The 26,517-nt window shown below is 69.5% G+C and carries 22 protein-coding genes; 13 read left to right on the top strand and 9 right to left on the bottom strand.

Annotated elements, in window-relative coordinates; translation table 11 throughout:
* Window positions 1-7: 7 nt before the first annotated feature.
* Window positions 8-1,567 carry a hypothetical protein gene (locus QK440_RS00110; RefSeq protein ID WP_282790808.1) on the top strand — a complete coding sequence of 520 codons (1,560 nt, stop codon included), beginning with the start codon at window positions 8-10 and terminating at the stop codon, window positions 1,565-1,567.
* Window positions 1,568-1,655: 88 nt separating this feature from the next.
* Here QK440_RS00110 and QK440_RS00105 read toward each other — a convergent pair whose 3' ends face one another.
* Window positions 1,656-1,904: a helix-turn-helix transcriptional regulator gene (locus QK440_RS00105; protein WP_268257276.1), complete on the bottom strand. Its 249-nt coding sequence runs from the start codon at window positions 1,902-1,904 to the stop codon at window positions 1,656-1,658.
* Between the two features lie 118 nt (window positions 1,905-2,022).
* Window positions 2,023-3,336: a multidrug effflux MFS transporter gene (locus QK440_RS00100; RefSeq protein ID WP_282790807.1), complete on the bottom strand. Its 1,314-nt coding sequence runs from the start codon at window positions 3,334-3,336 to the stop codon at window positions 2,023-2,025.
* Window positions 3,337-3,374: 38 nt separating this feature from the next.
* Here QK440_RS00100 and QK440_RS00095 point away from each other — a divergent pair, with 38 nt between their 5' ends.
* Entirely contained in the window at window positions 3,375-3,863 is a 489-nt protein-coding gene (locus tag QK440_RS00095) for a MarR family transcriptional regulator (RefSeq protein ID WP_190135417.1), read from the top strand.
* 62 nt (window positions 3,864-3,925) lie between these two features.
* On the opposite strand, the gene asnB is transcribed toward QK440_RS00095, so the two are convergent.
* Complete coding sequence (asnB, locus tag QK440_RS00090) at window positions 3,926-5,791, bottom strand: asparagine synthase (glutamine-hydrolyzing) (RefSeq protein WP_282790806.1); 1,866 nt, start codon at window positions 5,789-5,791, stop codon at window positions 3,926-3,928.
* 64 nt (window positions 5,792-5,855) lie between these two features.
* On the bottom strand, window positions 5,856-7,535 hold the full coding sequence (locus tag QK440_RS00085; protein WP_282790805.1) for a carboxylesterase family protein: 1,680 nt from the start codon (window positions 7,533-7,535) through the stop codon (window positions 5,856-5,858).
* 282 nt (window positions 7,536-7,817) lie between these two features.
* On the opposite strand from QK440_RS00085, the gene wrbA reads away from it, so the two are divergent.
* The 6 genes from wrbA (at window position 7,818) to QK440_RS00055 (ending at window position 15,022) form a co-directional block, all read left to right on the top strand.
* The gene (wrbA, locus tag QK440_RS00080; RefSeq protein ID WP_282790804.1) at window positions 7,818-8,435 is read left to right on the top strand and encodes an NAD(P)H:quinone oxidoreductase; all 618 of its coding nucleotides are present in this window, start codon (window positions 7,818-7,820) and stop codon (window positions 8,433-8,435) included.
* A gap of 419 nt (window positions 8,436-8,854) precedes the next feature.
* Window positions 8,855-10,024: a transposase gene (locus QK440_RS00075; protein WP_282790803.1), complete on the top strand. Its 1,170-nt coding sequence runs from the start codon at window positions 8,855-8,857 to the stop codon at window positions 10,022-10,024.
* A gap of 387 nt (window positions 10,025-10,411) precedes the next feature.
* Window positions 10,412-11,584 (top strand): 3-deoxy-7-phosphoheptulonate synthase, encoded by a 1,173-nt coding sequence (locus QK440_RS00070; RefSeq protein WP_282790802.1) that lies wholly within the window; start codon window positions 10,412-10,414, stop codon window positions 11,582-11,584.
* A gap of 38 nt (window positions 11,585-11,622) precedes the next feature.
* A complete protein-coding gene (locus QK440_RS00065; protein WP_190135422.1) occupies window positions 11,623-12,393 on the top strand; it encodes a 2,3-dihydro-2,3-dihydroxybenzoate dehydrogenase in 771 nt (256 codons plus the stop codon).
* A 16-nt stretch (window positions 12,394-12,409) separates the two neighbouring features.
* A complete protein-coding gene (locus tag QK440_RS00060) occupies window positions 12,410-13,087 on the top strand; it encodes an isochorismatase family protein (protein ID WP_190135423.1) in 678 nt (225 codons plus the stop codon).
* A 27-nt stretch (window positions 13,088-13,114) separates the two neighbouring features.
* The gene (locus tag QK440_RS00055; RefSeq protein WP_282790801.1) at window positions 13,115-15,022 is read left to right on the top strand and encodes an anthranilate synthase family protein; all 1,908 of its coding nucleotides are present in this window, start codon (window positions 13,115-13,117) and stop codon (window positions 15,020-15,022) included.
* 212 nt (window positions 15,023-15,234) lie between these two features.
* On the opposite strand, the gene QK440_RS00050 is transcribed toward QK440_RS00055, so the two are convergent.
* Complete coding sequence (locus QK440_RS00050) at window positions 15,235-17,178, bottom strand: GAF domain-containing protein (protein ID WP_282790800.1); 1,944 nt, start codon at window positions 17,176-17,178, stop codon at window positions 15,235-15,237.
* A 387-nt stretch (window positions 17,179-17,565) separates the two neighbouring features.
* Between QK440_RS00050 and QK440_RS00045 the strand changes: the two genes are divergently transcribed.
* Window positions 17,566-18,765 carry a 3-hydroxybenzoate 6-monooxygenase gene (locus QK440_RS00045; protein WP_282790799.1) on the top strand — a complete coding sequence of 400 codons (1,200 nt, stop codon included), beginning with the start codon at window positions 17,566-17,568 and terminating at the stop codon, window positions 18,763-18,765.
* 65 nt (window positions 18,766-18,830) lie between these two features.
* On the opposite strand, the gene QK440_RS00040 is transcribed toward QK440_RS00045, so the two are convergent.
* Window positions 18,831-19,637, bottom strand: coding sequence for an AfsR/SARP family transcriptional regulator (locus tag QK440_RS00040; RefSeq protein ID WP_190135426.1), 807 nt, complete (start codon window positions 19,635-19,637; stop codon window positions 18,831-18,833).
* Window positions 19,638-20,592: 955 nt separating this feature from the next.
* On the bottom strand, window positions 20,593-21,558 hold the full coding sequence (locus QK440_RS00035) for a pirin family protein (protein WP_282790798.1): 966 nt from the start codon (window positions 21,556-21,558) through the stop codon (window positions 20,593-20,595).
* A 214-nt stretch (window positions 21,559-21,772) separates the two neighbouring features.
* Between QK440_RS00035 and QK440_RS00030 the strand changes: the two genes are divergently transcribed.
* Together QK440_RS00030 and QK440_RS00025 are read left to right on the top strand one after the other, a co-directional pair.
* Complete coding sequence (locus QK440_RS00030) at window positions 21,773-22,153, top strand: tetratricopeptide repeat protein (RefSeq protein WP_282790797.1); 381 nt, start codon at window positions 21,773-21,775, stop codon at window positions 22,151-22,153.
* A 346-nt stretch (window positions 22,154-22,499) separates the two neighbouring features.
* Window positions 22,500-23,426, top strand: a complete 927-nt coding sequence (locus QK440_RS00025; protein WP_282790796.1) for a glycosyl hydrolase family 18 protein — start codon at window positions 22,500-22,502, stop codon at window positions 23,424-23,426.
* Window positions 23,427-23,603: 177 nt separating this feature from the next.
* On the opposite strand, the gene QK440_RS00020 is transcribed toward QK440_RS00025, so the two are convergent.
* On the bottom strand, window positions 23,604-23,927 hold the full coding sequence (locus tag QK440_RS00020) for a plasmid stabilization protein (RefSeq protein WP_282790795.1): 324 nt from the start codon (window positions 23,925-23,927) through the stop codon (window positions 23,604-23,606).
* A gap of 133 nt (window positions 23,928-24,060) precedes the next feature.
* On the opposite strand from QK440_RS00020, the gene QK440_RS00015 reads away from it, so the two are divergent.
* Window positions 24,061-24,339, top strand: a complete 279-nt coding sequence (locus tag QK440_RS00015) for a WhiB family transcriptional regulator (RefSeq protein ID WP_282790794.1) — start codon at window positions 24,061-24,063, stop codon at window positions 24,337-24,339.
* A 172-nt stretch (window positions 24,340-24,511) separates the two neighbouring features.
* On the opposite strand, the gene QK440_RS00010 is transcribed toward QK440_RS00015, so the two are convergent.
* Entirely contained in the window at window positions 24,512-24,919 is a 408-nt protein-coding gene (locus QK440_RS00010; RefSeq protein WP_282790793.1) for a hypothetical protein, read from the bottom strand.
* A 139-nt stretch (window positions 24,920-25,058) separates the two neighbouring features.
* On the opposite strand from QK440_RS00010, the gene QK440_RS00005 reads away from it, so the two are divergent.
* Window positions 25,059-26,414 carry a hypothetical protein gene (locus QK440_RS00005; RefSeq protein WP_349239253.1) on the top strand — a complete coding sequence of 452 codons (1,356 nt, stop codon included), beginning with the start codon at window positions 25,059-25,061 and terminating at the stop codon, window positions 26,412-26,414.
* Window positions 26,415-26,517 lie beyond the last annotated feature (103 nt).

Below are 26,517 nucleotides of genomic sequence, written 5' to 3'. Positions count from 1 at the left end.
CTCCGGCATGAGACACGAGCAGCATCTGAGTCGGCGCGGCGCGGTATCCCTGGTCGTCGGCGCGGCGGCCGCGTCAGCCCTCTCCGGGCCAACCGCCGCGGCACGGAGCCGGCCCGTGACCGCCCGGCTCGCACCGTCGAACCTGCACTTCGAGATCACCCATCGGTTCCGTCCAGTGCACGTGATACCGCCGCGCCTGGTGCAGTACGACACTGAGCGACCCGGTGGCCGCGCAGCCCTGGAACGAGTCCGCTCCGGCGATGACGTGCGCACGGACGAACGACCTGTAGCGCCGTGGGCGTCCGTCGTCCTGGACGTGCGCCGGCTCACCGCGGACGGATCGGTGACGATGGGACTCCAGGCCGTCGACGGCGACGCGGTGAGAGTCCGCTACGACGCCGGACCGAGCCGGGTGTCCGTGGAGGTCGTGCGCTCGGGCGCCGTGCACGTCATGAACTCCACCGAGGTGCTGCTGACGGCGCCCTTCAGACTCGCCTTCGTGGTGACGGCCAACGCAGTGGGTGCCTTCAGCGCGGGCGGCGGCTACGACGCCGGCATCGACCGCCCCTGGCAGCCGTTGCTCACGGACCGCGGTGGCGTAGCCGACATGATGGACCTCAACCGGCCCGCGCAGTTGCACCGGCTGCACTACGCGTTCGGCGGCGAGGGAGCGGCACTCGGCCGGGTGCAGGCAGGGCCCTTCGGCCAGTTCGGGCTACGGGACGTGTCGCTCGTCCGGAATGCGGACGGTACGCCGTACGTCGACGACGAAGGGGCGCTGCACTTCACGGCGACCTCGTCCGGAGTGGGTTACGCACACCAGGCGCACACCAGTATGTGGCGGATGGACCCGGCCGACCCGACACGGATGGAGCAGGTCGGGTCGCACTTCTTCTCGTACGAGGGGTTGCTGATGGGCAATCACGGCGGGCAGTTGGTGCGGGACGCCGACCGCGGCCGGTTCATCGCGCTGGCCTGCGGCGGCAACCTGCCGAAGCCCGGGGTGACGATACGCCACGGCAGCGGTGGGCCGGAGCTGTTGAGTGGTGTCCACCTCATACGCGGTACGCGTGTGGACCTGCCGTTCCAGAAGGCGGCCTGGGACCCGGCGCTGCGACTGATCGAGGGCCGCTGGCACTGGGCGTACGTCAACGTGACCGACTTCCAGCCAGCCCTGCGGTTTCGTCCAGTGCTGGCTGTCGCGGCACCAGGAGGCGATTACCACGACGGCGTGCGAATCCGTAAGGAGGACGACTACCGGCGCAACAACAACGAGGGGTGCCGACTGCAACAGTTCGGCGATCGGTGGTATCTCCTCACCAGTGACCCGGAGTCGAAGCAGTACGTGGTACGCGACATGGACATGCGTCCACACCGAAGACTCGATGCCCCGTACCCACTGGGCACACCGTTCCCGGAGGTCTTTCCACTCACCGACCGCGACGGGCGGAAGCGGTGGCTGATGGTGACCTCCGACGGGCGGGAGTACGAGGAGGGATCGGCACATCCGGTGCTGGGCTACGGCGTTCACGGCGACGTCGTCGTGATGCGCGCGGCACACGAATAGCTTTCGGACTCAGGATTGCGGGCACACCGAGGCCGTGCAACCCGCGCGCGGGGCGCACGGCCTTCGTCGGTACCTTCGGCTCGGTTCCTCAGTCGTCCGATATGTCGTGCTGGAGGGCGTGCCGGACGAGTTGCACCCGGCTGCGGATATGGAGTTTGGCGTAGACGTGCCGCAGGTGGGTGTCCACGGTGTGGGGCGAAACCACGAGGCGCTCCGCCACCGCGCGGTTGCTCAGGCCGATAGCCACCAGTCGGGCCACCCGCAACTCCGCTCGAGTGAGGCTGTGCCAGCCGCAGAGCGGGCGCTGACGGCTCGCTGTGGAATTGGACAATGACATGTCGGCGTTTTCTCCCCTTTCCTCGCGAACCCTTTGACAGGACGTGCATGAGCTTCACGCAGGGGGTCCAGGCCCGTCAACGAGGGTTGGCTGACCTCGTCAGGTGGCCAGCAGTGTGTCAGGTCGCGGCGTTCGCCGGGTCCGGCGTGCCATCGGCCGGGGTTTTCGAACGCGGTGCCGGTCGGGCTGTCTCTGCGCCGCGCCGGGTAAGCAGCAGGGAGAGCACGGCGATCAGGGAACAGCTCGCCATGCCGATGAACAGCGGCACGGCGGTGTCGTCCCCGCCCAGGCCGATCAAGGGTGAGGCCACGGCGCCGAGGACGCCCTGCAGGGCGCCGAGCACGGCCGAGCCGGTCCCGGCCGCGTGCGGGACCCGCTCGATGGCGAGCGCCGTAGCGGTGCCGAAGACCTGGCCGAGGCCCAGGAAGGCGATACCGATCAATCCGAGGGCGAGAACGCGGTTGAGCTGGCCGGCAACGGTCACCAGAAGCGCCGCCGTGGTGGCGGCGAGCATGGCGGCCAGCCCGATCCGCAGCAGCAACCTCGGAGGGTAGTGGCTGACCAGTCTGGTGTTGACGGTGCTGGAGAGGGTGGCGGTGAGGGCACCTACCGAGAAGGCGACGGACGCCTCCCCCACGGTGAAGTCGAGAACGTTCTGGAGCAGGAACGCGGATCCCGAGATGTAGCAGAACAGCGCGCCGAAGCCGAACACGAAGGCGAGCATGTAGCCCACGTAGACGCGATCACTGAGCACGGACCGCGCGTCCTGCAAGGTGGCCGCAGCACCGCCCGACCGGCGCCGCTCCTTGGGAAGAGTCTCGGGGACACCACACATCGTGGCGAGGAACACCAGCAGTGAGATCCCCGCCAGGACCCAGAACACACCCCGCCAGCCCCCGAGATGGCCCACGACGGCGCCGCCGGCCAACGGAGCCACGATCGGAGCAATGCCGCCAAGGGCCATCAGCACCCCGAACAGCCGAGCCGCGGCCGCACCGGTCGCGACGTCCGAAACAACGGCACGGCCCACCACGAGACCGGCCGCACCGCTGAAACCCGTCACGAAACGCAGTGCGATCAGGACCCCTAGGTTGGGCGCCATCGCGCACAGCGCTGTGGCCACGGTGCATACCGCGGCTCCCAGAAGGATCGGCCTGCGGCGCCCGTAGCGGTCGGAGAACGGGCCGAACACCAGTTGCCCCAGTGCCTGCCCCAAGAGGAAGGCGGTCAAGGTCAGCTGGACGCCGGACGCGTCAGTACCGAACTCGTCGGCCAGCTTCGGAAAGGCCGGAAGGTACATGTCCGTGGCGAGCGGCATGACGAACGACAGTAGAGCCAGTGTCGCGGTGAGCAGCACGGCCGGTTTCGCCGGGCTGGTGGGTGGTGAGGTCATCTGGCGCTCCAGGCTGCGTCGAAGGGCAAACGACTTCATTATAGCTATATACTTATAACTACCGCTAGCATCTCCGCATGAACGCGAACGATGCAGCAGGCGACGAAGGACTCGTGCGCGAGGCCAGAGACCTGACCCCGACGCTCCACGCACTCGGGCGTGTGCTCCGGCTGCGCGGCAGCATCGAGGCCGGACTGCCTCCGCTGCCCTTGGCGGATCTGGAGGTACTACGGCAGGTCCTGGACTCACCAGGCGTCGGGGTCGGCTCCCTCGCCCAGGAGCTGGGGATGCACGCCAGCAACGTCAGCACGACCGTGCGGGGCTTGGTGGCGCAAGGCCTGATCCGCCGGCAACCGGACCCGCACGACCGTCGCGCGGTCCAGCTCTTTCCGACCATGGCGGCCACCCAGGGCATGGCCATGATCGAGCAGGCCTGGGCCGAAATCTTCGCGGACTCCCTGGCGACGCTCTCACGGGACGAGCGCGCCGCATTGTCCGCCGCTGCCCCGGCGTTGCGCGCCCTGGCCTCCGCCTTGCGGGCGCAGCGCTCCACCCCGCACGAATGAGGCCCGCGCCGGGGCCCGTCGTTCAGCCGACAGGCCCCGAAGCGCCGGCGCAGAGGCACCGGTCAGAGCGCAACGTGCACCCCGTACGCCCTGACCCAGCGGTCGAACTCGACGAGACGCTCCAGCACGGCACGCGCACTCCAGGGACCGCCCATGGAGTAACTGCCCTCCGGCGCGTCCAGCAGTCGGTGGATCTCCGCACGGGAGGCAAGGCGCAGTACCGGCGCGTCGTCGACGGCGACCACCGCCTCAAGACGCTGACGCAGCGCATGTTCGTAGTCGGCGTCCTGCGTGGACGGGTACGGGCTCTTCTTGCGGTTCAGGACCGCATCCGGCAGCACCCCGCCCATGGCGGCCCGCAGCAAGCTCTTCTCGCGGCCGTCGAAACTCTTCATCTCCCACGGCACGTTGTACACGTACTCCACCAGGCGGTGGTCAGTGAAAGGCACACGCACCTCCAGAGCCGCCGCCATCGAGATGCGGTCCTTGCGGTCCAGCAGGAAGTTCTCCCAACGGGTCAAGTTCAGGTACGTCAGCTCCCGCATGCGCTCCTGCAACCCGCCCTCGCCCGCGAGGCGGGGGACCTCTTCCAGTGCCTCCGTGTAACGCTGCTTCACGTACTCGGTCAGCCCCAGACGACCCCACAGACCGATGGTACGCAGCGCCCCGATGCCCCCTGCCTTCTCGAAGGGGTGGTGCCAGGGGAAGGTATCGGCTTCCACCGCCTCACGGTCGTGGAACCAGGTGTAACCGCCGAACAGCTCGTCCGCGGCTTCACCGGACAGCGCTACCGTCATCTGCTCCTTCAAGGCCCGGCACAACAGAAGAAGCGAGTACTCCATGTCCCCCGTGGACACGGGCAGATCCTGTGCGCGCAGCACCTGGTCGCGCACTTCGTCGGCGAGTACGTCGGCGTTGTCAAGCTCGACGATCACATGCTCCGCGCCGACGTGCCGGGCCACCTCGACAGCGAACGGTGTGTCGGGGTCAGCCCACTGGCCGTTGGCCTTGAACCGCTCACCGAGCCCCCTGTAGTCCACCGAGAAGGCCAGCACCGGTCCCCCGCGCTGCTTATCGGCACCACCGCGGGCCAGGACCCGCGCCGCCAAGGCGGTGACGGCGCTGGAGTCGAGGCCGCCGGACAGCAGTGTGCCCACCGTGACGTCGGCGACTAACTGGCTCGAGACGATCTCTTCCAGGAGCGTGCGCACGCGGGCGACCGTGGTGCCGAAGTCATCGGTGTGCTCACGTGCCGTAAGCCGCCAGTACCGGAACTCCTCACTGCGGGAGCACGTGAAGCGAAGCACGGTTCCGGGCTTGACCTCCTTCATCCCGCGGAAGACAGCGTGGCCGGGAGTCTTGACGATGCCGAATACCTCACGCAGCCCTTCAGCGTCGACGACGGCCTTGGTACCGGGGTGAGCGAGGATCGCCTTGGGCTCGGAGCCGAAGATCACTCCGTCGGCCGTTGCCCAGTAGTACAGGGGTTTGACTCCCATACGGTCGCGCACCAGCAGTAGCTCCTCGGTGCGCGGGTCCCAGACAGCCATCGCGTAGATGCCGGTCAGTTGCTCGGCGAACGCCACGCCCCACTCCAGGTACGCGCGCAGCACCACCTCTGTGTCGGATTCGGTGCGGAACGTGTGACCGAGTCCGCGGAGTTTCTCGCGCACTTCCCGGTAGTTGTACGTCTCGCCGGTATACGTGATCACCGGCTCCCCGGGTCCCGGGCCTGCCCCCATCGGCTGCTTACCGCCGTCGAGGTCGATGACGGCCAGACGGCGGTGGGTCAGCAGGACGCGCGGAGAACCCCACACGCCGTGGGAGTCAGGGCCGCGACACTCCAGGGTGGCGTTCATCGCGGCGGCGGTGGAGGTGTGCGGGGTCAGGTCACGCTCGTAGCTCAGCCATCCGGCAAGACCGCACATGGATGGATCGTCCCCTCTCGTAAGTGTTCGGCGTGCTCGCGCGGGGTGCGGGCTCGGCGGCGGATCAGATGTGCGGTCCCCATCCGGCCTCGTCCCAGAAGCGCAGCTGGCGCTGCTTGGGCATACTCGCGATCCGTGCCACCTGCTTCCCGCCGAGGATCAGGACTGTGGCACGGCCGGGCGCGAAGGCGGGCCAGTCCGGCACGTGGGCCGCCATGGGGACGGCGCCGCGTGCGAACGAGGCAACCAGGTCGATGAACGTGTCGCTGACGCGCCGTTCCAGGGGTCCGTCTCCGTACACGGGAGCCTGTTCCGGTAGTCGGTGGGTCCCGAACAGAAAGCGGGAAGTGGCCTCATGCGGGGTGCCGAAGTGCGGCGGTAGCACCGGGTGAGCGAAGTCCATGACGTAGACCGGCGAGGTGCCGGTGCGGGCGTGCCGCTCGGCGAACCGGATGACCGGGCGGCGGAAGAGGCTGTCGCCCCAGACCTCGGTCCACAGGGACAAGGGATCGTCCGGCAGCCCTTCAGTGATCGCGGCCGAGCGGTACTCGGCGATGCACCGCTCTGCCAACGCATCGGGCACCTCATCCATCCCCTTCAGCAGGCTGGCGCGTACAGCGGTACGCAGCTCCGTCTCGTCGGTGGGTATGGGCGACGGGGCGGGAGAGCCCGGCCCGGTGAAGAAGGAGCCCTCGGTGCGAGTGTGGACGGAGAGGACCGGCATCGAGGGGGTGGGGCGCTCGTGGTCGTGGGCGGGTACCCATGCGCCATCGACGACGGGCCCGCGGTACTCCCGTCCGCTGCGCAGCGGACGACGGTCGGGAGAGCCCGTGAACAGCGCCTCCCAGGAGTCCTTCAGTGCGGCGGCGTCCACCTGCCGCAGCCCTCGGACCGTGGTGCCGAGTCTGTGCGCGATCCTCTCGTACGCCTCCGTGGCGTCCTCCGGGGTGAGACTCATCGCGGGACTCCAGGCGTGTGCCGCGCTGATCGGTACGATCCGCCTGATGACGGACTGAAGCTCGGGCACGAGGGCCAACTGCCATGCGCTCGAACCGCCGGCGGACGTACCGCAGAGCGTGATGTTGTCCGGGTCGCCTCCGAATGCCTCGGCGTTGGCCCGCACCCAGCGGAGCAGGGCCGCCTGGTCCTGCAGGCCCCAGTTGGCGAAGGATCCCGTGACCGGGTCGACCAGGTCTTCATGCAGCCCCCAACCCAGCGCGCCCAAACGGTAGTTGAAGGTAACAACGACCAGGTCACCGCGGTGGGCGAGCCGTTCTCCGTCGTACACGGGGTCGCTACCCGCGCCAACGAACCAGCCGCCGCCGTGGATGTAGACGAGTACCGGTCGCGAACCCTTCACCCCGGGCGTCCAGATGTTGGCGTACAGCGAGTCTTCACTACTGCCAGGCATCGCCGACTGGTACGAAGGAGGGCCGAACCGGGTGGCATCGCGTGCGCCGGACCACGGCCGAGGCGGCCGGGGCGATCCAAACCTCAGGCTCCCTGTGGGTGCTTGGGCGTACGGAACGCCGCGGAAGGCGAGCAGCTGCCCGGAGGGCCTCCCAGACACCAAGCCGGAGGTGGTCCGGACAGTAGCGCTGCGCGCGCGGGCGGCCCGACCGAACAGCGGTGCCGAAGCGGCCGACCCCGCGGCGCCCACGACCCCGGCGCCCGCCGCACAGAGAGAGGTGGCCAACAGGGTCCGGCGGCCCAGTACTGCGTTGGTCCTGTCAAATCGAGACATGCGCCCGAGCGTGCCGAGCCCGGGAAGAACCGGGCAATGCCGCACTCCCCACTTCGTCAGGTGCCCGCTGCGGCCGGGAAGCACGTGCGCGGACACCGACGCGTCGCGAGCACCAGAACGTGCCGGTCGCAGGCGTAGGTCTCGAGCCTGCGCCATCACGGCGTACGTGACCAAGTCCTTTTCGGAGCTTTGCGGCACCGACGGCGCGCTGCGACACTCAGCCGCGACCGTCCGGCCCGGCCACCCGGGCACCCGCACTTCCTGAGTGAGGAGCAAGAAAACGTGACGAACGCCGCCGTCATCTACTATTCGTCCACCGGGCAGGTCCACGAACTAGCAGTCGCAGCAGCCACGGCCGCCGAGAAGGCAGGGGCCGAGGTCCGGCTCCGCAGGGTGGCCGAGCTGGCTCCGGCAGAGGCCATCGCGGCGAATCCCGGGTGGACGGCCCATCACGAAGCCACCAAGAACATAGAGCCCGCCTCGCTCGACGACCTGACGTGGGCTGACGTCATCCTCTTCGGCAGCCCGACCCGCTTCGGCCTCCCGGCCGCCCAACTCAAACAGTTCATCGACACCACGGGGGGCCTATGGGCGCAGGGCGCGCTGGTCGACAAGGTCGTGTCGTCCTTCACGTCGACATCGAGCACGCACGGCGGGCAAGAGTCGACCATCCTCGCGCTGAACAACACCTTCTACCACTGGGGCGCAATCATCGTCCCACCCGGGTACGCCGACGAGGTGCAGTTCGCCCCGAGCAACGGCAATCCGTACGGCGCCAGCAGTGTGTCCGCCCATGGCGAGGCCCGCCCCACCGAGGACAACCTGGCCTCGATGCGCTTCCAGGCCACCCGCTGCGTGGAGGTCGCCGCGGCGCTGCGGCGAGGCCGGCACACGGACTGATCCCGGCAAGCGACTCTCCGGGCACCGGCCGGCACCACGTCATGCGTGGTGCCGGCCGTTGCGCGTTCGGGCGCGCGCACCGCGCGTACTGCGGTCACGGCCCGAACGCAACCGCTGCCCAGCGGTGTGCTCAGGCCACAGACGGTACACGGCCCGGCGCCGGCGGCGGCCAGCGCCGGGCAGCTCGCCGCTGCTCCCAACAAGGGCGGCGGTGGCCCGGTAACCGCTTTCCCGCAGATCTCGGTGACTGGTGCACCTCGTGTGCTGCACCTCGTCCAGCCACGGTTGAGAGGCAGTCGATCGAGACTGCACGACTGCGAGACGAGGTTGTAGTGGAAGCTCTCGAACTGCCACGGGTGAATCGAGGACCGGACGTGAACCAGGTTTCGCGCCCACGGTCCCCCGGGCCGGTGAGGTACGTGACGACGAACGAGGACATCGTCAGCGAACTGTGCTCGCGCGTGTTCGCCTCCCTGCCCAGGCGGGACCAGCGGCAAAGGGGTGAGCAATACGTGCGCGGACTGCTGACGACGCCGGGCCGCAAGTCGGTCCGCAATATCGCGTCGGGCGCGGGCGGCGGATCAGCGGTGCAGCGCCTGCACCACTTCGTTGCCTGCTCCACCTGGGACTGGCTACCCGTACGGGCCGCCCTCGCCTCCCACCTCCAAGACATCGCCGAACCAGTGGCCTGGGTGGTCCAGACACTGGCCATCCCGAAGTCAGGAGTGCATTCAGTGGGCGTGGGACGTCGCCTCGTACCGCAGACGGGCCAGACGAAACGGGGGCAGCACGCCTTGGGCGTGTGGCTCACCGCACCAGCGATGAGCACACCCATCAGCTGGCGGCTGCTTCTGCCCGAGCGGTGGATCCGTGACGACGGACTGCGGCGTCGCGCCGAAGTACCGGAACGTGCGTCATACGAGACCCTGGAGCAGAGCGTGGTCGCCGCAGTCACCGAGACCCGAACAGCGAACGTGCTGCGTCGGCCGGTGCTGCTGGACGCCCCCGGCGCCTGGGCCCGTCCCACGGTGCTGCGGGCCTTCGCCGATGCAGACATTCCTCTCGTGGCACGCGTCCCCGCGGGCACGAGAATGATCATGGCCGACAGGTCGATGCCCGGCTACGGTGCCGGTCCGCTGTCCGCGCAGCAACTCCTCATGTCCGTACGCGGACTGGGCCGGCGTGTGGAATGGCACGACGCCGCGCAGGGCACCCTTCGCACATCCATTGCCGTGATGGTCCCGGTCCGGACCGCACACAGCACCGGCGTGACGGCAGAGCGGCGACTGTACCTCCTGGGCGAGTGGGACGACCTGTGGCGTTCACCGACCCGCATCTGGCTCACCGACCTGGCGGCGCCCGTGGGCGGGCTCCTGCGGCTGACGAAGGTCACCCAGCGGGTCTCACATGCTCTCGCCACCACGGGGAAGCGCGTGGGACTACTGGATTTCGAGGGGCGCTCGTACCCCGGTTGGCATCGCCACGCCACGCTCGCTTCGGTGGCGCACGCCGCCTGTCTGCTGGCCGGTGCCGGTGCCGTGGTCGGGCCCGCGGACCCGGCCACCAATTCTCCCCTTCTGACGGCCTGAGGCCAGATGGTGGCCGCACCACCACCCCGGCCACCGGGGCGTGTGGCCCTGCCACCACGCGGACAGCATCGGCGGCCCGGAGCCTCCCCCGCGACAGCCGTCCGTAGTGCGGGCGTCACAGCGGGTCTGTTACCCGCACTTTCCATGACGAGTCATCAGATCCAGTCGTACTTGACGAAATCAAACACTCGTTATTGCTATACGAACATACTCACCGTAATAGTCATATACGTCCTGGTCTGGGCTGCCAGAAACTCCGGCGGGGGTCCGCGAGCACCTCCTCCTCGCCGTGACCCCCGCCGGACGCTCGTGGTGGCTCTTCCGCCTTCCGAGCCTCACTCACACCCACCGGGCATCGCACCGGTTCACCCAAACCAAGGGCTTTCCATGACTGACATCACCGACCATCTGCGTTCCCTCCCGGCGGACCAGCAGCCGGACTGGGGCGACGACACCCATCTCGGCCAGGTCCGCCAGGCTCTGAGCCGCATGCCCGCACTCGTGGACGCAGCCGCCGTGAGCCGCCTGCGCAGCTTGCTCATGGAGACAGCCCTCGGCCACCTGCACGTGCTGCAGGCAGGTGACTGTGCCGAGGACCCCGCAGAGGCCACTCCTGACGACGTCACGCGCAAGACCGCACTCCTCGACGTCCTGGCCGGCACCCTCAAGCTCGCCTCGGGCAAGCCCGTCCTGCGCGTCGGACGCATCGCGGGACAGTACGCCAAGCCGCGCACCAAGCCCACGGAGACCGTCGGTGGCACGGAACTGCCGGCCTACCGGGGCCATATGGTCAACCGCCCGGAACCCGACCCGCACATGCGCCGTCCCGACCCACGGCACATGCTGACCGCGTACCGGGCCGCCAGCGACATCGTGCACTTCCTCGGCTGGCGCGGTGGCGCACTACGCCCGGAGCTCGAAGTACCGGTATGGACCAGCCACGAGGCCCTGCTGCTGGACTACGAACTCTCCCAACTGCGCCGGGAACCCGACGGATCGCTCCTGCTCACCTCGACTCATTGGCCATGGGTTGGTGAGCGCACCCGCAGGCTGGACGGTGCGCACGTGGCCCTGCTCGCGGCCATCTCCAACCCGGTGGCCGTCAAGGTCGGTCCGAGCATGACACCTGACGAACTGGTGGCCCTGTGCGAACGCCTCGATGCGATGCGCCACCCCGGCCGTGTGACCCTGATCGTCCGGATGGGCGCGGACACCGTGGCCCACAGGCTGCCCCCGCTGGTCAGGGCGGTGGTCGACACCGGTCACCCGGTCCTCTGGCTGTCCGACCCCCTGCACGGCAACACGGTCACCGGCCCCGAGGGACTGAAGACCCGCTTCGTCGCGACCGCTGTCCGGGAACTCGAGTGCTTCCAGTATGCCGTCGCCACCAATGGCGGTGTCGCCGCGGGCCTGCACCTGGAAACCACCCCGGAAGCCGTCACCGAATGCGTCCGTGACGCGTCCGGCGTCGCACGGCTCGGCGAGAAGTACCTCAGCTTCTGCGACCCGCGCCTGAACCCGCAGCAAGCGGTCGAGGTCGTCTCGGCATGGCGCGGCTGATGTCTCGGCCCACTCCACACGACAGAAGGGGCACCCATATGAAGCGGACAGTGGCTCTCGTCACCGGAGCAGCAGGCGGCATCGGTGAGGCCGTGGTGCGACTGCTCGCCGAGCGTGAAGTCGCCGTCGCCGCCGTCGACCTGGACTCGGCCCGGTTGACCCGAGCCGTCGACAAGCTCGTCGCCGACGGACTGCCTGTGACCGCCTACCCGGCCGACGTCACCTCGAGTCATGAGGTCGCGCGCCTGGTGCATGAAGTGGAGAGCGAGCTGGGCGCCATCATCCACTTGGTGAACGCCGCCGGTGTGCTGCGCATGGGCGAGGCCAGGACCCTGACCGACGAGGACTGGGCGGCTACCTTCGCGGTGAACGCCAGCGGGGTGTTCTTCGTCTCACGGGCCGTTGCCAACCGCATGGCCCCGCGCGGCAGCGGCGCCATCGTCACCGTAGCGTCCAACGCGGCCGGTACGGCCCGGACCGAAATGGCCGCCTACGCCGCCTCCAAGGCGGCGGCAACGGCGTTCACCAAGTGCCTCGGACTGGAACTGGCACGGCACAACATCCGCTGCAACGTAGTGGCCCCGGGTTCCACGGACACCCTCATGCTGCACGGCATGCACTCAGCCCGCACGGCCGTGGCCGTGTCCGTCGCCGGTACTCCGGAGGCGTACCGGGTCGGCATCCCGTTGGGCAAGGTCGCTCAGCCCGAAGACGTCGCCCAGGCTGTGGCCTTCCTGCTCTCGGAGGAGGCGGGACACATCACCCTGCATTCCCTCACCGTCGACGGTGGGGCGACCCTCGGCGTCTAGAAAGGAGACCTACGCCATGGCCGGCATACCCGCGATCGAACCGTACGCCCTGCCCGAACCGGGCGAACTGCCGCCTTCGGCCGTCGACTGGCAGGTGGATCCACAGCGTTCGGTCCTCTTGCTCCACGACATGCAGGAGTACTTCCTCAACGCCTTTCCGCGTCACGCCGGGCCACGTGAAGCGCTCATCCGCAATGCGGCGCTGATCCGGCGCCACTGTGCCGCGCTCGATGTCCCGATCGCGTACACCGCGCAGCCGGGCGGAATGACACCCGCACAGCGAGGCCTGCTGTCGGACTTCTGGGGGCCTGGTATGCGTACCTCATCCGAACACCGCCGGGTGGTCCGCCCCCTGGCGCCGGACGACGGCGACTGGGTCCTGACGAAGTGGCGTTACAGTGCCTTCTTCAAGTCCGAGCTGCTGCGACGCATGCGTGCCCACGGACGGGACCAGCTCGTCATCTGTGGCGTGTACGCCCACATCGGCGTACTCATGACAGCGGTCGACGCCTTCACCCATGACATCCAGTCCTTCGTGGTGGCTGACGCCGTCGGCGACTTCTCCGCCGCCTACCACCGCCTTGCCCTCGACTACGCGGCACAGCGCTGTGCCCGAGTCGTCGCCACCAAGTCCGTGATCGACGCACTCGACACGGCCCGGCCCGGTTCGGCTCCCCGTTCCGTGGACCTCTGACCCGCTAATGACCCGCTAAGGATCCTCATGCCACCACACCGCGGCACATCCGACGTGCTGCACCAGGTTCTTGACGGCTCGTCCGAGGCTTTCGCCCTCCTGCACCGCCCCGAGACCGTCGGCCGAGGAACCCTGGAAGTGCTGCTGACCGACGCCACGCAATGCACTTCGCTGGCCGACCTTCCCGTACCGGCCCATGGCCCCGATGGCGGCCATGAACTGCTGGCCCTCATTCCTTACCGTCAGATCGCCGAGCGTGGTTTCGCTGTCCACGACGACGGTGAGCCGCTGATGGTCCATCGCGTGCGCGCCCAGCAGGCGCTCCCGCTCGATCAGGCGCTGTCGCGGCTCCCCCATACCCCCGTAAAAGTGGACCATGCCGGGTTCAATGTGTCCGATAGCGATTACGCGGACATCGTGCGCCGCGTCATCGCCGACGAGATCGGTACCGGCGAGGGGGCCAACTTTGTCATCAAGCGATCCTTCACCGCACATTTGCCTGATTTCTCCGTGAGCACGGCACTGGCCTTCTTCCGAAAGCTGCTCGAACGCGAAGCCGGGGCGTACTGGACGTTTCTGATACACACGGGTGATCGCACCTTCGTAGGCGCCACACCGGAGCGCCACATCAGCGTCCGTGACGGTACGGCGGTGATGAACCCCATCAGCGGCACCTACCGGTATCCGGCGAACGGTCCCACTCTGCAGGGGCTGTTGGCCTTCCTTTCCGACCGTAAGGAGGCCGACGAGCTGTATATGGTCCTGGATGAGGAGTTGAAGATGATGGCCCGGATCTGCCCGTCGGGCGGCCGGGTGGTGGGTCCGCACCTCAAGGAGATGGCACGGCTGGCGCACACTGAATACCTCATCGAGGGCCGCACCGACCGCGATGTCCGTGACATCCTGCGCGAGACCCTGTTCGCTCCGACCGTGACCGGCTCCCCGCTGGAGAACGCCGCCAAGGTGATCAGCCGCCACGAGCCGACCGGACGCGGTTACTACAGCGGTGTGGCCGCGCTGATCGGCCGGGACGTCTCCGGTGCCCAGGTCCTCGACTCCGCCATCCTGATCCGGACCGCGGACATCTCGGCCGCGGGCCTGCTGAGGATCGGTGTCGGAGCAACACTGGTGCGCCACTCCAATCCGGACTCCGAAGTCCGCGAAACCCATGCCAAGGCTGCGGGACTGCTGGCCGCGCTCGGGGAAGGCCCCCACACCCGGTTCGCCGACCACCCGGACGTACGCACAGCACTCGGCCGGCGCAACGACGGCATCGCCGACTTCTGGCAGCGGGAACCGGATGGACGCGCGCACGGTGTCGATGAACTCGCCGCACGCAGGGTCCTGGTCATCGACGCCGAGGACACCTTCACGGCGATGATTGCCCAACAACTGCGCGCCATGGGGCCCGAGGTGATCGTACGGCGATTCGACGAGGACCATGACCTGCGGGCCCACGACCTCGTCGTCATGGGCCCGGGGCCCGGTGACCCTTGCGACGCCCGGCACCCGAAGGTCGCGTATCTGCGGGCTCTCGCCTCCCAGTTGCTGGACGAACGACAACCCTTTCTGGCGGTGTGTCTCAGCCATCAGGTACTCAGCTCATTGCTGGGCCTCGCTGTGGTCCGCCGTCCGGTTCCCCACCAAGGCGTACAGCGCGAGATCTCCTTGTTCGGCCGTACCGAGCGGGTGGGGTTCTACAACGCCTTCGCGGCCCGAAGCGATCTTGACTGGTTCCAGCACCCGGCCGCCGGAACCGTCGAGGTGAGCCGCGACCCGAAGTCCGGTGAGATTCACGCGCTACGTGGTAGCCGTTTCGCCTCCGTACAGTTCCACGCCGAGTCGGTGCTCACCCGGGATGGCCCTCGCATCATCCGCGATCTGCTGACCGGGGTGGTGCGGCCGTCCATGCGGCAGCGGTCCGGTGGGACCTGACAGCGACCCGCGCGGACCGTGCAGTCGCCACACGGCTTCCTTCGCGACGAGGTCGTGGACCGCTTCTCCGAGGTCGAGAGGCCGAGGGTGCGGTTTCTGTGTCCGAACTCTTGAACAAACTCCGGGGTACGTCGTCGCCGGCGGGCCGTGGAGCGGCGCTGGAAGCGAGAACACCCCGACCTGTGCGGCGTGTCCTGCGGCTGGGACACGCCTCACAGGTCTCCGTCGGACTGCGACGCGGTGCGTCCCTGCGTGCGCAGGGCACTGCGGCTCTGCTGAAGCCTGAGCGCCAGCTGCAGCTCCAGCGCCTGCTGCGGCTTCTGCCATTCCGGGCCGAGGAGTTCAGTGATGCGTTCCAGGCGCCGGGAAACCGTATTGGGGTGCACGTGAAGCACGTCTGCGGCGTGGGTAGGACTGCGGTCCGCTTCGAAGTATGCCTGCAGTGTCCGGGCGAGCCCGGTGAGGCGCTCGCTGTCGTAGGCCAGCACGGGCCCGAGGATGGAGTCGATGAAGCCGTCGATGTCCCGGTCGTCGGAGAGCAGCAGGCCAAGGAAGCCGAGGTCGTCGAGAGCGGCCGTCGCCCCGTTGCCCTGCAACAAGGTGACAACGTCCAGGCAGCGCATCGCCTCCCGGTATACGCGTCCGGCATCGGTCGCGCCACGTGTTGGCCCGGCGGCGGCCACTGTCACCGGGTTACTGAGGAGCGATGACAGCTCGGCCGAGACTCGCTTGGCCGCATCCGACGCGTCATTGCCGGACAACAGGAGCACGACACAACCGGAAAGCACTCCCTTGAGTCCGTTCAGGCGATGCGCGTACGAAGCGGCCCAGACCCCGGCCCTGCCCTGCTCTCCGCCCTCAGGACGCGCTACCACCACGACGTGTGGTTCAGCCAGATCGATACTCAAACGCGCCGCCCGGTCCACGAGGTGGCGCTGCGAATGGCTCGGCGGATCCGCCAGCAGGTCATCGAGGAGTTCGTCTCGCACGGGGCCTCCGACAACGACCGCGCGCCGCTGCAGCAGCATGGTGATCGTGAGGCACTGTGCGACAAGCTGCAGCAACTGCTCGTCCTCCGGCGTCAGCGCCTCACGCGGATGCACAAACAGCGACCCCAGGTTCTCTCCACTGGCCTGAAGCGGAGCGATCCGGACCCCGTTCTCCGCTGCCACTGGACAGTTGCCTGCTTGGGCATCCAGCAGAGCCCTGGCGACACTCCGTTCATCCAGGTCCGGTATGTCGCCCGTTGCGGTGATGGTTTGACCCGAGGTGTCCCGGACGACGAGAACGCTGTCCAGAGCGTCACTGGCAGCCACGGTGACGGCGGACACGTCTCCACTGCCGAGCACCAGCCCGATCAGCCGCCGTTCCGCCTCGAGCAGGCCTCGCATCCGCGCCACTTGCAGCCGGGCTTGATGGGCGTCGTCTTCCAAGTCGTCGACATCCGCACGTGCCTGATCAAGTACCCAGGACTTGTCGATGGCGACAGCCGCCAAGTCGGCCAAAATGCGCAGGAGGCCGGCCTCGTGGGGGGAGAAGTGGCGCACGGCGCGGTCGGAGCCGTACAGGCCACCGAAGGGTGTACCGCCGCGATGCAGCGGTACGGCCAGTATGGCGCGCTGCCCCTCGCCTCGCACCACATCGTCCATGCGCTTGGTGTGTTGAATGCGCCCGTCCCTGAGGTAATCCGGGGTCCAGAACGCGGCATTGCGTTTGAGTGCGTGACCGAAGCCGTAGCCGGGCTCAACCTGGAGCCCGATATGCAGGTCGGCAGTCTCTCCTTCGGACATCCGGATGTGCCATCCGCCCCCGTTCTCGTCCTGAAGGGCGATGTACGTCATGTCGAAGCCCAGCAGCCGACGGGCCTGGCGGATGATCACGCGCAGCAGGCTGTCGAGGTCATGCGGGTAGGTCAAGTCACGTGCCGTGTCGATGAGAGCCGCCATATCCGCCTCCCGCTTCTGTCGCTGGCTGAACAGTGCCAAAACCTCCAGACCTAACTGAGAGGCCCGTTCCAAATACGCCGACTGCTCGGGATTTGGTGAGGCGTCAAGGGCCGCGTGCAGGAGGTTCTCGATCTCGTCGGCAGGCGCTTCATGCGCCAACAGCTCAAGGATTGACAAGGCGTAAGTATGCAGTGACGCCGCATCAGACACGAGGGCACCTTCCCCCAGTAGGTTTCCCAGCATTCGAAAGGCAATGCGCATTGCTGAACTCGCTGCAGACTAGAGCGATGAAGCCCCGCCCCGTGAGGGCCAGGTCCCGGCTGCACACCCTCTGGACACGTTCTCGGCCACAGGCCCGCACCTGTGGTCGCCAGAGGCGAGCCGCCGCGAGCCGGCCAGGCGGTCCGGCGAGTGGGTTCTGGGAAGAGAGCGCTCCCGGAAATGTGGGGCGTAGGTGGCGCAGATACAGCGAGCCGATCTGACCAAGTAAGCATTGTTATGACGAAGTGTCCTGAGTGGCGTTGCCTCGTGCGCACTCCCGTGGCTGGATAGCGGCTCGACACAGGGCGCGCAGCGAGAAGGGACACCAGGAGCAAGATGGCTCGGATACTCATCGCAGGGGGCGGTATCGGCGGACTCGCCACCGCAGTGTCCCTCGTCCGTCGTGGGCACCACGCCGTCGTGCTTGAGCGCCGCAGTAGTTTCGCCGAGATCGGTGCGGGCATCCAGCTGGGACCGAATGCCTTCCACGCATTGGACCTGCTGGGCGTCGGGAAGCAAGTACGAGCACGCGCCGTGTTCATCGACGAACTGCGCTTCATGGATGGCACAACCAATGAACGAATAGCCGTCATGCCGCTCACCAGTGCCTACCGTGAACGATTCGGCAACCCTTACGCCGTGGTGCATCGAGGGGATGTGTATCAGCCGCTGCTCGCCGCTTGCCAGGCTGCCGACACCCTGGAACTGTTCGGTGGCGCCACCGTAGACCGATATGCACAGGACGCCGACAGCATCACCGTGGACACGGCGGACGGTCGGCAATTCACGGGAGATGTCCTCGTGGGGGCCGATGGCATCCGCTCGGCCGTACGCCGCCAGGCGCTCGCGGACGGCGAACCCCGCGTCTCCGGGCACACCATCTACCGGTCCGTGATTCCGATCGAGAAAGTACCGGAGGAACTGCGCTGGAACGCTGTGACCCTGTGGGCTGGCCCACAATGGCACTTCGTCCACTACATCATCGCCGGCGGCGAGTACCTGAACCTCGCAGCGACCCGGGACGACGGCGCCCGTGAGGCGGTGGCGGGCCGCCCGGTCGAGCGGGCACACGTCCTCGACCGCTTCCCGGGGCTTTGCCCAACAGCCCGACGCCTCCTCGAACTCGGTGAGAGTTGGCGTGAGTGGGTTCTGTGCGACCGGGATCCTGTTGACGACTGGGTCGACGGCCGCGTTGTCCTCATGGGCGACGCCGCCCACCCGATGTTGCAGTACGCGGCCCAAGGCGCCTGCCAGGCACTGGAAGACGCGGTCGTCCTTGGGGACCTGCTCGATGGTGGCGGCGGTGCCGACTTGGTCCGGCAGCTGAGGACGTTCAATGCCGAGCGGCGTGAGCGCGCCGGCCGGACGCAGTTGCTCGCTCGCGAGATGGGCGCCCAGCTGTACCATCCGGCGGGCGACGCGGCCAAGGCACGCAACGCGATGCTGCGATCGCTGTCGGTCAAGGATATGTACGACAAAGTGTCGTGGCTGCACGGTGCCCGCGACTTCACTCAGCCCGGCACCGGTAACAACTGACCGGCCGGGGACTCGGCCGTCCGAGACTGTGGTTGCGCGCCCGGCGTGTCCCCAGCCCTGCGCGGTCAACCGACCGCCAGGAGCGGGTGACGGAGCTCGTCGGCGGCCACCGCGATCCGGCGTCCGAGCCGACGCAGTGGGAGAGACATCTCCGTGCCGCATTCACGCAGAGCCGCATCCAGACGTTCGTAGGCTTGGAGTGCGTCGGCCAGTCGGCCACAACGCACCAAAGCCCGGATGTAGTGCCGGTACAACCCTTGGTGGGAAGGATACCGGGTGGCAAGGTCGCTCAGCTCGGCGAGCCGTTCACGATGCCGGCCCAGTTGCAACTCGATCCCCGCCCACTGCTCCAAGGCATCCGCCCTGGCTCGCTGGAGCCGTGCGACATGGGACCGAAGCCCCACACCGTGCGGCAGTCCTGCCAGCACCTCCCCCTGCCACACAGACAGTGCGGCGTGCAGCCGCTCTGCGGCCTGACCGGCTTCCCCGGTGGCCATCGCTCGGTATCCCGCACCGAGGTCACGCTCGAAGCGACGAGCGTCAAGGTCCCACCCTCTGCTGTCCAGCCTGTAGCCGCCCGGGGCGGAGATCAGCAGGTCTCCACCGCTCGCTTCGCGCCCACGTACGCCCTCCCCCTCCCGCAACATCGCCATCAGCAGCTCCCGGATGAAGGCGACGTAGGTCACGACCTGGGAATCGGCCTTCGGCAAAGGCCCTTTCGGCCACAGCTCCTGAGCGATGAGACATGTAGGCACGACCTGGTCGGCGTTGAGAGCGAGCAGGGCCAGCACCCGGCACACTTCCTGGTCCGCCGGAACGGTGCACTTCTCCCCCGCCATGACGCAAAGACGCCCGAGAACCTTGATCTCCATAACCCCCCGCTCCACCCATGCAAAAGTCATGCAGTCAAACCCGTTTCAAAATGCTATCATCGAATGCATCAATTTGCAATTGCGCACATTGCGTCAGGTGAGCCCGATGGCGGGCACCGTGGGACTGCCTCGGCACCCCGCGGCCACTGCGCCTGGAAAGCCTCGGGGGCATGCGAGACCCCGGGCCGGCTTCACGAGCACGCCCCGAACTGGGACAGTCGTCAGCAAGTGGTGGTACGGGGCGAGCATCTCCTGCTGCACGCCCAAACCCCGCCGCAGAAACGGAACTTGGTTTCGGAAGACCCACGCACGCCCACCGCAATCCGGACCCAGCCGGCGGAGCCGCCACGCAGCCGCGGCCTCACGCCCCCGCGTGCCGGAGCCAGTCCCTGCGTGGAGGGCTCTGCCGCCCATCGATCACACGCGGCGCCAGTGCCTTTGCTGAAGCGGCCCTCATCTCGGCAGCGAATACGCCACGATGGCATACATTCAAGCCTTCTCAGTACAGCCAACATGACATGGCACTTACAAATCTCAACAACTGATGAACATTCCCCTCCCCGCCTTGCGTCGGCCGACACCACGCCCACGAGCACCGCGTGACAACGCCCCCGCCGCCTCCGGCTCCCCTCCTGTGCTCAAGTGCCGGGCGCTCAGTAGCTTGAGATGCATCGCCGATTGGTTCTTGCCGCGCTCGGCCGGGATGGGGTCCCGTCAGTTGCTCGCTGTGGAGGCGCGGACGCTGACGGAGTCGATCGCGCACCGCGGCCAGTCCGGGCCAGTCGGCATGAGTCCGGTTGCCGCCGACCGCGGCCGCCTCAGATTGGGTTCTGGTGCGACACCGCTACGGTCACCGGCAGGCGAGTAGGGCGACTTCCTGAGAGGAGCGACTACCGCTGCACCGGTATACCCTCGCCCTTCGCCCTGAGCCGTCGTCGATCATTGTCCCTGCAGGTCAGCGCACCCTCCCCCGCGCCTTCAGCGGCACCGGCGGCAGCTCCGGGGCGGGGAGCGGGGCGCCGGCGTAGCCCTTCACCTCGCCGAAGCGGGTGCCCGTCATCCAGTCGGTGCGGGCCTGCTCGATGTCCTGCTGGGTGCGGCCGATGAAGTTCCACCACATGACCAGCTCCTCCTCGAACGGCTCGCCGCCCAGGAGCATGAGGCCCGCGTCGGAGGCGGCGCGCAGGGGGAGTTCGGTCCGGCCGCAGCCCAGGTAGAGCATGGAGCCGGGGAGTACCGGCACACCGTCCACGTGGGCCTCGCCGGACATGGACAGGACGGCGTACTCGAAGTCGGGTTCGAGCGGCAGGCGGACGTCCGCTCCCCGCGCGAGGGCCAGGTCCGCGCCGACGATCGGCGTGTACGTCGCGCCGGGCGAGGCGGCGCCGTCGAGGGAGCCGAGCAGCAGCGTGGCGCGCAGGCCAGGGGCGGTGACGACCGGCAGGTCGGCGTGGTGCTCGAAGTGCGGCTCGGTGTGCCGGTGGGCGTCAGGCAGCGCCACCCACAATTGCGCCCCGTGCAGGAACCGGGCGTGCGCCTTGGGGCTCTCCTCGGAGTGCGAGATGGCCCGGCCCGACGTCATCAGGCCCAGCTCGCGCGGGCGGATCGTCTGGAGGCTGCCCGTGCTGTCGCGGTGCAGCACCTCACCCTCGTGCAGCCAGCTCACCGTCTGCAGGCCCATGTGCGGGTGCGGCGGCACCTGCATACCGGGTTCCTCGGCGATGTCGTCCGGCCCGTAGTGATCGACGAAGCACCAGGCGCCGACCATGCGGCGGCCCAGGTTCGGCAGGAGTCGGCGCACCTCGGTGGACTCGCCCAGCTTCACGCTCTTCGGGCTGAGGAGTTCCCGCACGGGCTCCGCGACGACGAACCCGCGGCCGCCGCACGGGGACGGCACCGCCTCACGATCAAGATTGCTCATGCCGCACAACCTAGCCCCGGTGGGGCCCCGCGTCAGCATCCGCCCGCCGACCGTCGCCGCTCGACCAGACCCCGGGCCGTCCCGGGCCGTCCCCGCCCGTCCCAGGCCGTCCTGGCCGTCCCGCCGGTGAGCGGCGGCGGGACGGCAGCACCGCGGCGACGTGTAGTGGAATATTCAACAAACGCGGTCTGTTGGAGGCGGCAAGGAGGCAGCAGTGAACATCACGTACTACGACCACGGAACCGCGGCCGACCGCTGGGAGCGTGCGCGGCAGTTCTTCGACGCCAAGGAGTACGCCACGGCGGCGCGCATCCTCGCCCCGCTGGCGGACGAGGTGCCCGAGCAGGTCGCCCCGCGCCTGTTGCTCGCCCGCGCCTACTACCACTCGGCCCAGCTCCGCCGCGCCGAGACCGAGCTGCGCGCCGTCCTGGAGCGCGACCCGGTGGAGAGCTACGCCCGCCTCATGCTGGGCCGCACCCTGGAGCGCCAGGGCCGGGACGCGGAGGCCGCTCCCCATCTGCGGCTGGCCGCGGCGCTGACCGGCGGGCCGACCGAGGCGACGGAGTCGATGGAGCCGACGGGGCCGGTGGCGTAGGTCTGCGGGACTGCCGTGCCCGGGAGGGCGCATGTCGGGCGGTACGCGCCCGCCACGCGCCCTCCCGGCGTTCCGGGGGGGGCAGCAGGCCGGGTGCCTGCCCGGCCCGCCTCCGCTCGCTCCCACCACTCTCCCACGCCCAACTAAAGCGCATTAGTTCCCGCCGAACCCTAGCCCGCGCCTCTCCTCCGTCGTCAGAATGACGGCGGCCTCGACCAGGGCCCCCGATCACCTGGTCAGCGGCCACGGCCGGGGCCGGCCCCGCCCGCTGACCAGGTCTTTCCCGGTCGCCGGGCGCCCGCGGCCGCCCGGCCGCCGACGCGCTGCACACGGAGGAGAGTTCCGCATGAAAAGACGCTCGGTACTTCTCGGCGCCCTCGCGCTCACGGCGGGCGCCGCCGCCACCGCGCACGCCGCCCCGCGCGCCGCCGCGAGCAGGCGCGTGGTCGTCTACTACCAGACGCAGTACACGAACGGCACGTACGTCTCGCCGCTGAACCTGACCGCGCAGCGCACGGGCGTGACCGACGTCATCGTCGCCGCGGTGCACCTCAACGACGTCAACGGCCCCTACGCGCCGGTGCACGTGAACGACGACCCGCCGAGCGCCGCGAAGTACGACCGGATGTGGCGCGACCTGAAGACGCTGCAGGGCCAGGGCGTGCACGTGCTCGCGATGGTGGGCGGCGCGGCGCCGGGCAGCTTCACCCGGCTCGACACGGAGTTCGACACGTACTACCCGCTGCTGCGGGACTTCGTACGCCGGTACGGGCTCGACGGCGTCGACCTGGACGTCGAGGAGCGGATGTCCCTCGCGGGCATCGAGCGGGTCATCGACGCCCTGCGCCGCGACTTCGGCCCCGGCTTCCTCATCACGCTGGCGCCGGTGGGCAGCGCGCTCAGCGGCGGCGGCAACCTCTCCGGCTTCAACTACGAGCGCCTGTACCGCGACCGGGGCGGCGACATCGCCTGGTTCAACGCCCAGTTCTACAACGGCTGGGGCAGCATGGCGTCGACGTCGAGCTACGACGCGGTCATGCGGCGCGGCCTCGTCCCGGCCTCGAAGGTCGTCGCGGGCACCCTCACCGACCCGTCGAACGGCGGCAGCGGCTATGTGGACGTCGCCCGCCTGAAGTCCACCATCCGCAGCCTGGTCGCCAGGTACCCGCAGATGGGCGGCGTCATGGGCTGGGAGTACTTCAACTCCCAGCCGGGCGGTACGGCGCAGCCGTGGCGGTGGGCGGCGGAGGTCTCGGCGGCCCTGAAGGGCTGACCCGGGGCCCTGAAGGGCTGACCCGGCCGGTTCCGCGCACCGCCGGCCGCCCGGCCGGGCGGCTGAGGCGGCTTCCCCGAGGGGCCGGCCGTCCGCCGGGCGGCGCCGTCCTCGGGCCGGGCGCCGCCCGGTCCACGAGGGCACAGCGGTGGCGGGCGCCGCCCGGTCCGCGGGGAGTCAGCGGCCGACGGCCCGCGAGAGCTCCGCCTTGTTCATCGACGAGCGGCCCTTCACGTTCTTCTTCTTGGCCTCTTCGTAGAGCTGGTCGCGGGTCGGGCCCTGCGCTCCGCTGTGCGAGCGCAGGCCGCCGCGGCGGCTGGAGGACATGTCCTCCTTGGAGGTGCGGGAGGCCGTCTTCGACTCGCCGCTGCGGGCCCGCTCCTTGTTGACCGTGCGGGCGGCGATCTCCTTCGCCCGCTTCGTCGGCTCGCCGCGCTGTTCGGCGCTGTCCTTGATGTGTTCGTACTGCCGCTCGCGCTTGGCACTCGATCCTCGGGGCATGACGCGTCCTTCCGTGCTGAGGCGTCCACGGGCCGGTGCCACGGCGTGGCCCGGACCACGACCACCACGTGTAACCGGTCCCCCTGTCCGCCAAACTTCGTTTCGGACCCAGGGCCTCGGGCACCCGGCGCGCATGACATGGGTACCTCTGCGACAGGACTGGACTCGTCGGGCCGCGTGTACCGATGAGGACCCTGAGCTCTTCTTCCCGGTCGGGACCACTGGACCGGCCGAACGTGAGCAGGAGGAGGCCAAACGGATCTGCCGGCGCTGCCCCGTGATGCGGCAGTGCCTCACGTACGCGCTGCACTCCGGGCAGACGTCCGGGGTGTGGGGAGGCAAGGGCGAGCGCGAGCTCGCGGAGCTGCGCGGCACGGCGTCCGCGCGGAGAAAGGGCGTCAGCACGCGCTGAGGGCGCGTCGGCGCACGGCGGGCACGGAGGCGCACGGAGCAGGAGGCACTCCCCCGCCTTGCCTCCACGCGGTTCCGCAGGCGGCCGTAGGAGAGCCGCGCGGCGCGGGCCGCGGGTGAGGCGGCGCACATCAGGGTCCCGGACGGGCGCTCGGGCATCGAGGGGCGCGCGGTTATCGTTGCGCGCCAGGGGCGCGGGCGTGCGCGAGGGACCAGGGGGTGCGGTGCTCAGGGAGCGGCAAGAGCGACACGAGGGGCAGGAGCGGCAGGCGCCGCAGGCGCGGCAGGAGTGGATCCGCGTACCGGTCGGTGAGGACGCCGGGCGGTGGACGACGCGGGGGCGGTGCCGTCGTGTGCTGCTGATCGTCCACAACGTCACGTCCGCCACCCGGCTCCTGGACGTCCTGCCGCTGTTCCGCGACGACCTGCGCGTGCAGCTCCTCGCCACCTGCACCGGCTCGTCGCCGTACCGGGCCGGGGTCGCGGAGCTGCTGCGGGACGTCGGGGTTCCCGTCCTGCCCTGGGACCAGGCGCTGCGGACCCCGGTGGACCTGGCGGTCGCCGCCAGCTTCGGCGGTCAACTTCCGCTTTTCGCAGGGCAGTTGGCCGTGCTGTCGCACGGCGTTGGCTACAATAAGAGGCTGGTACAGCCCGGTCAGGCCCGGTCAGGCCCGGTCAGGCCCGGTCAGGCCCGGTCAGGCCCCGGGTGCCCCGGAGCCGGTGTTCGGGCTGTCGCCGGAGTGGCTGCTCGCGGACGGCGCCCCGTTCGTGGACGCCCTCGTCCTGTCGCACCCCGAGCAGGTCGAGCGGCTGCGTGCCGTCTGCCCCGAGGCCGTGCCGTCGGCCGTGCTCGCCGGGGACCCCTGCTACGACCGGCTGCTCGCGGCCCGGCACCACCGTGAGCGGTACCGCCGCGCCCTGGGGGTGCGGCGCGGCCAGCGCCTCGTCCTGCTGAACTCCACCTGGAACCCGGAGTCGCTGTTCGGCGACGGCGGTGCCGGTGACGACCGGGGCGGCCGGGACGGCCGTGACGGTGACGTGCTGCCCGCGCTGCTGCCGCGCCTCACGGCCGAGCTGCCCGCCGACGAGTACCGCGTCGCCGCCGTGCTGCACCCGAACATCTGGTACGGGCACGGCCCCGGCCAGGTCAGGATGTGGCTCGACCGGGCGCGCCGGGGCGGGCTCACGCTCGTCGACCCGCTGCGCGGCTGGCGGCAGGCGCTCGTCGCCGCCGACGTCACGCTCGGCGACTTCGGGTCCGTGTCGTACTACAGCGCCGCCCTCGGTACGCCGGTGCTGCTCGGCGCGGCCGGGGAGCGGGTCCTCGGCGCGGACTCGCCGCTCGCCGCGTTCGTGCGGGCCGCGCCCCGGCTCGACCCGCACCGGCCGCTGCGCCCGCAGCTCGACGCGGCGGTGGCGCGGCACGTCCCCGTGCCCGGCCCGGCGGAGCTGACGTCGTCCGCGCCGGGGCGCTCGGCGGAGCTGCTGCGGCGCGCCTTCTACGGCCTGATGGGGATACCGGAGCCGGCGGCACCCGCCCTGCTGGAGCCGTTGCCGCTGCCGCCCTACGAGCCGCCCGGGCGCACCGCCCCCGTGCGGGTCCTGACCCGGCTGCGCGGCGCGGCGGAGGTGGCGGTGGCCCGGTACGCCGACCCCCGCGACGAGCCGGACGCGGAGGGCGAGGCCCACACGGCCGTGCACGAGGACACCCTGGACCCGGCGCTGCTGACCGTCGCCGACGTCATCGTGCGCGAGGGAGCCGCCGACGACCCGCGGCTCGGGCCGCCCGCCGCCTGGGCGGCGGAGGTCCTCGGCCGGTACCCGCACTGCGGCCTCGCCGCCTACGTCACCGGCCCGGGCGAGTGCACCGTACGCACCCGTGACGGCCGGGTGCTGGTCCTCACCAGCGGGGCGCGGGACGTGGACCCGGCCGCCTGCGCGTCGGCGCTGTTCGCCTGGCTGGCGGCCGGGAAGGGCCCCGAGGAGCTGGCCGGCGGCCTGACGGTGTGGACGGGCGGCACGGCGCACGCCGTCTCCGTGACGCGGCCCGGACCGGGAGGCCCGGCGCCTCGCTGACCCGCCCGGGGGGGGGGGGGGGGGGGGGGGGGGGCGGGGGCCGCGCCCCGCCGCGCGCCCCGCGGCGGGCGCCGCCCCCCCCGCGGCGGGGGCGGGGGGCGGC

Origin of the sequence: Streptomyces sp. CC224B, from assembly GCF_030010595.1 — a bacterium.
GTDB lineage: Bacteria > Actinomycetota > Actinomycetes > Streptomycetales > Streptomycetaceae > Streptomyces > Streptomyces longispororuber.
The sequence above is the reverse complement of the archived record's forward strand: the minus strand, read 5'-3'. Positions and strand labels throughout refer to the sequence as shown.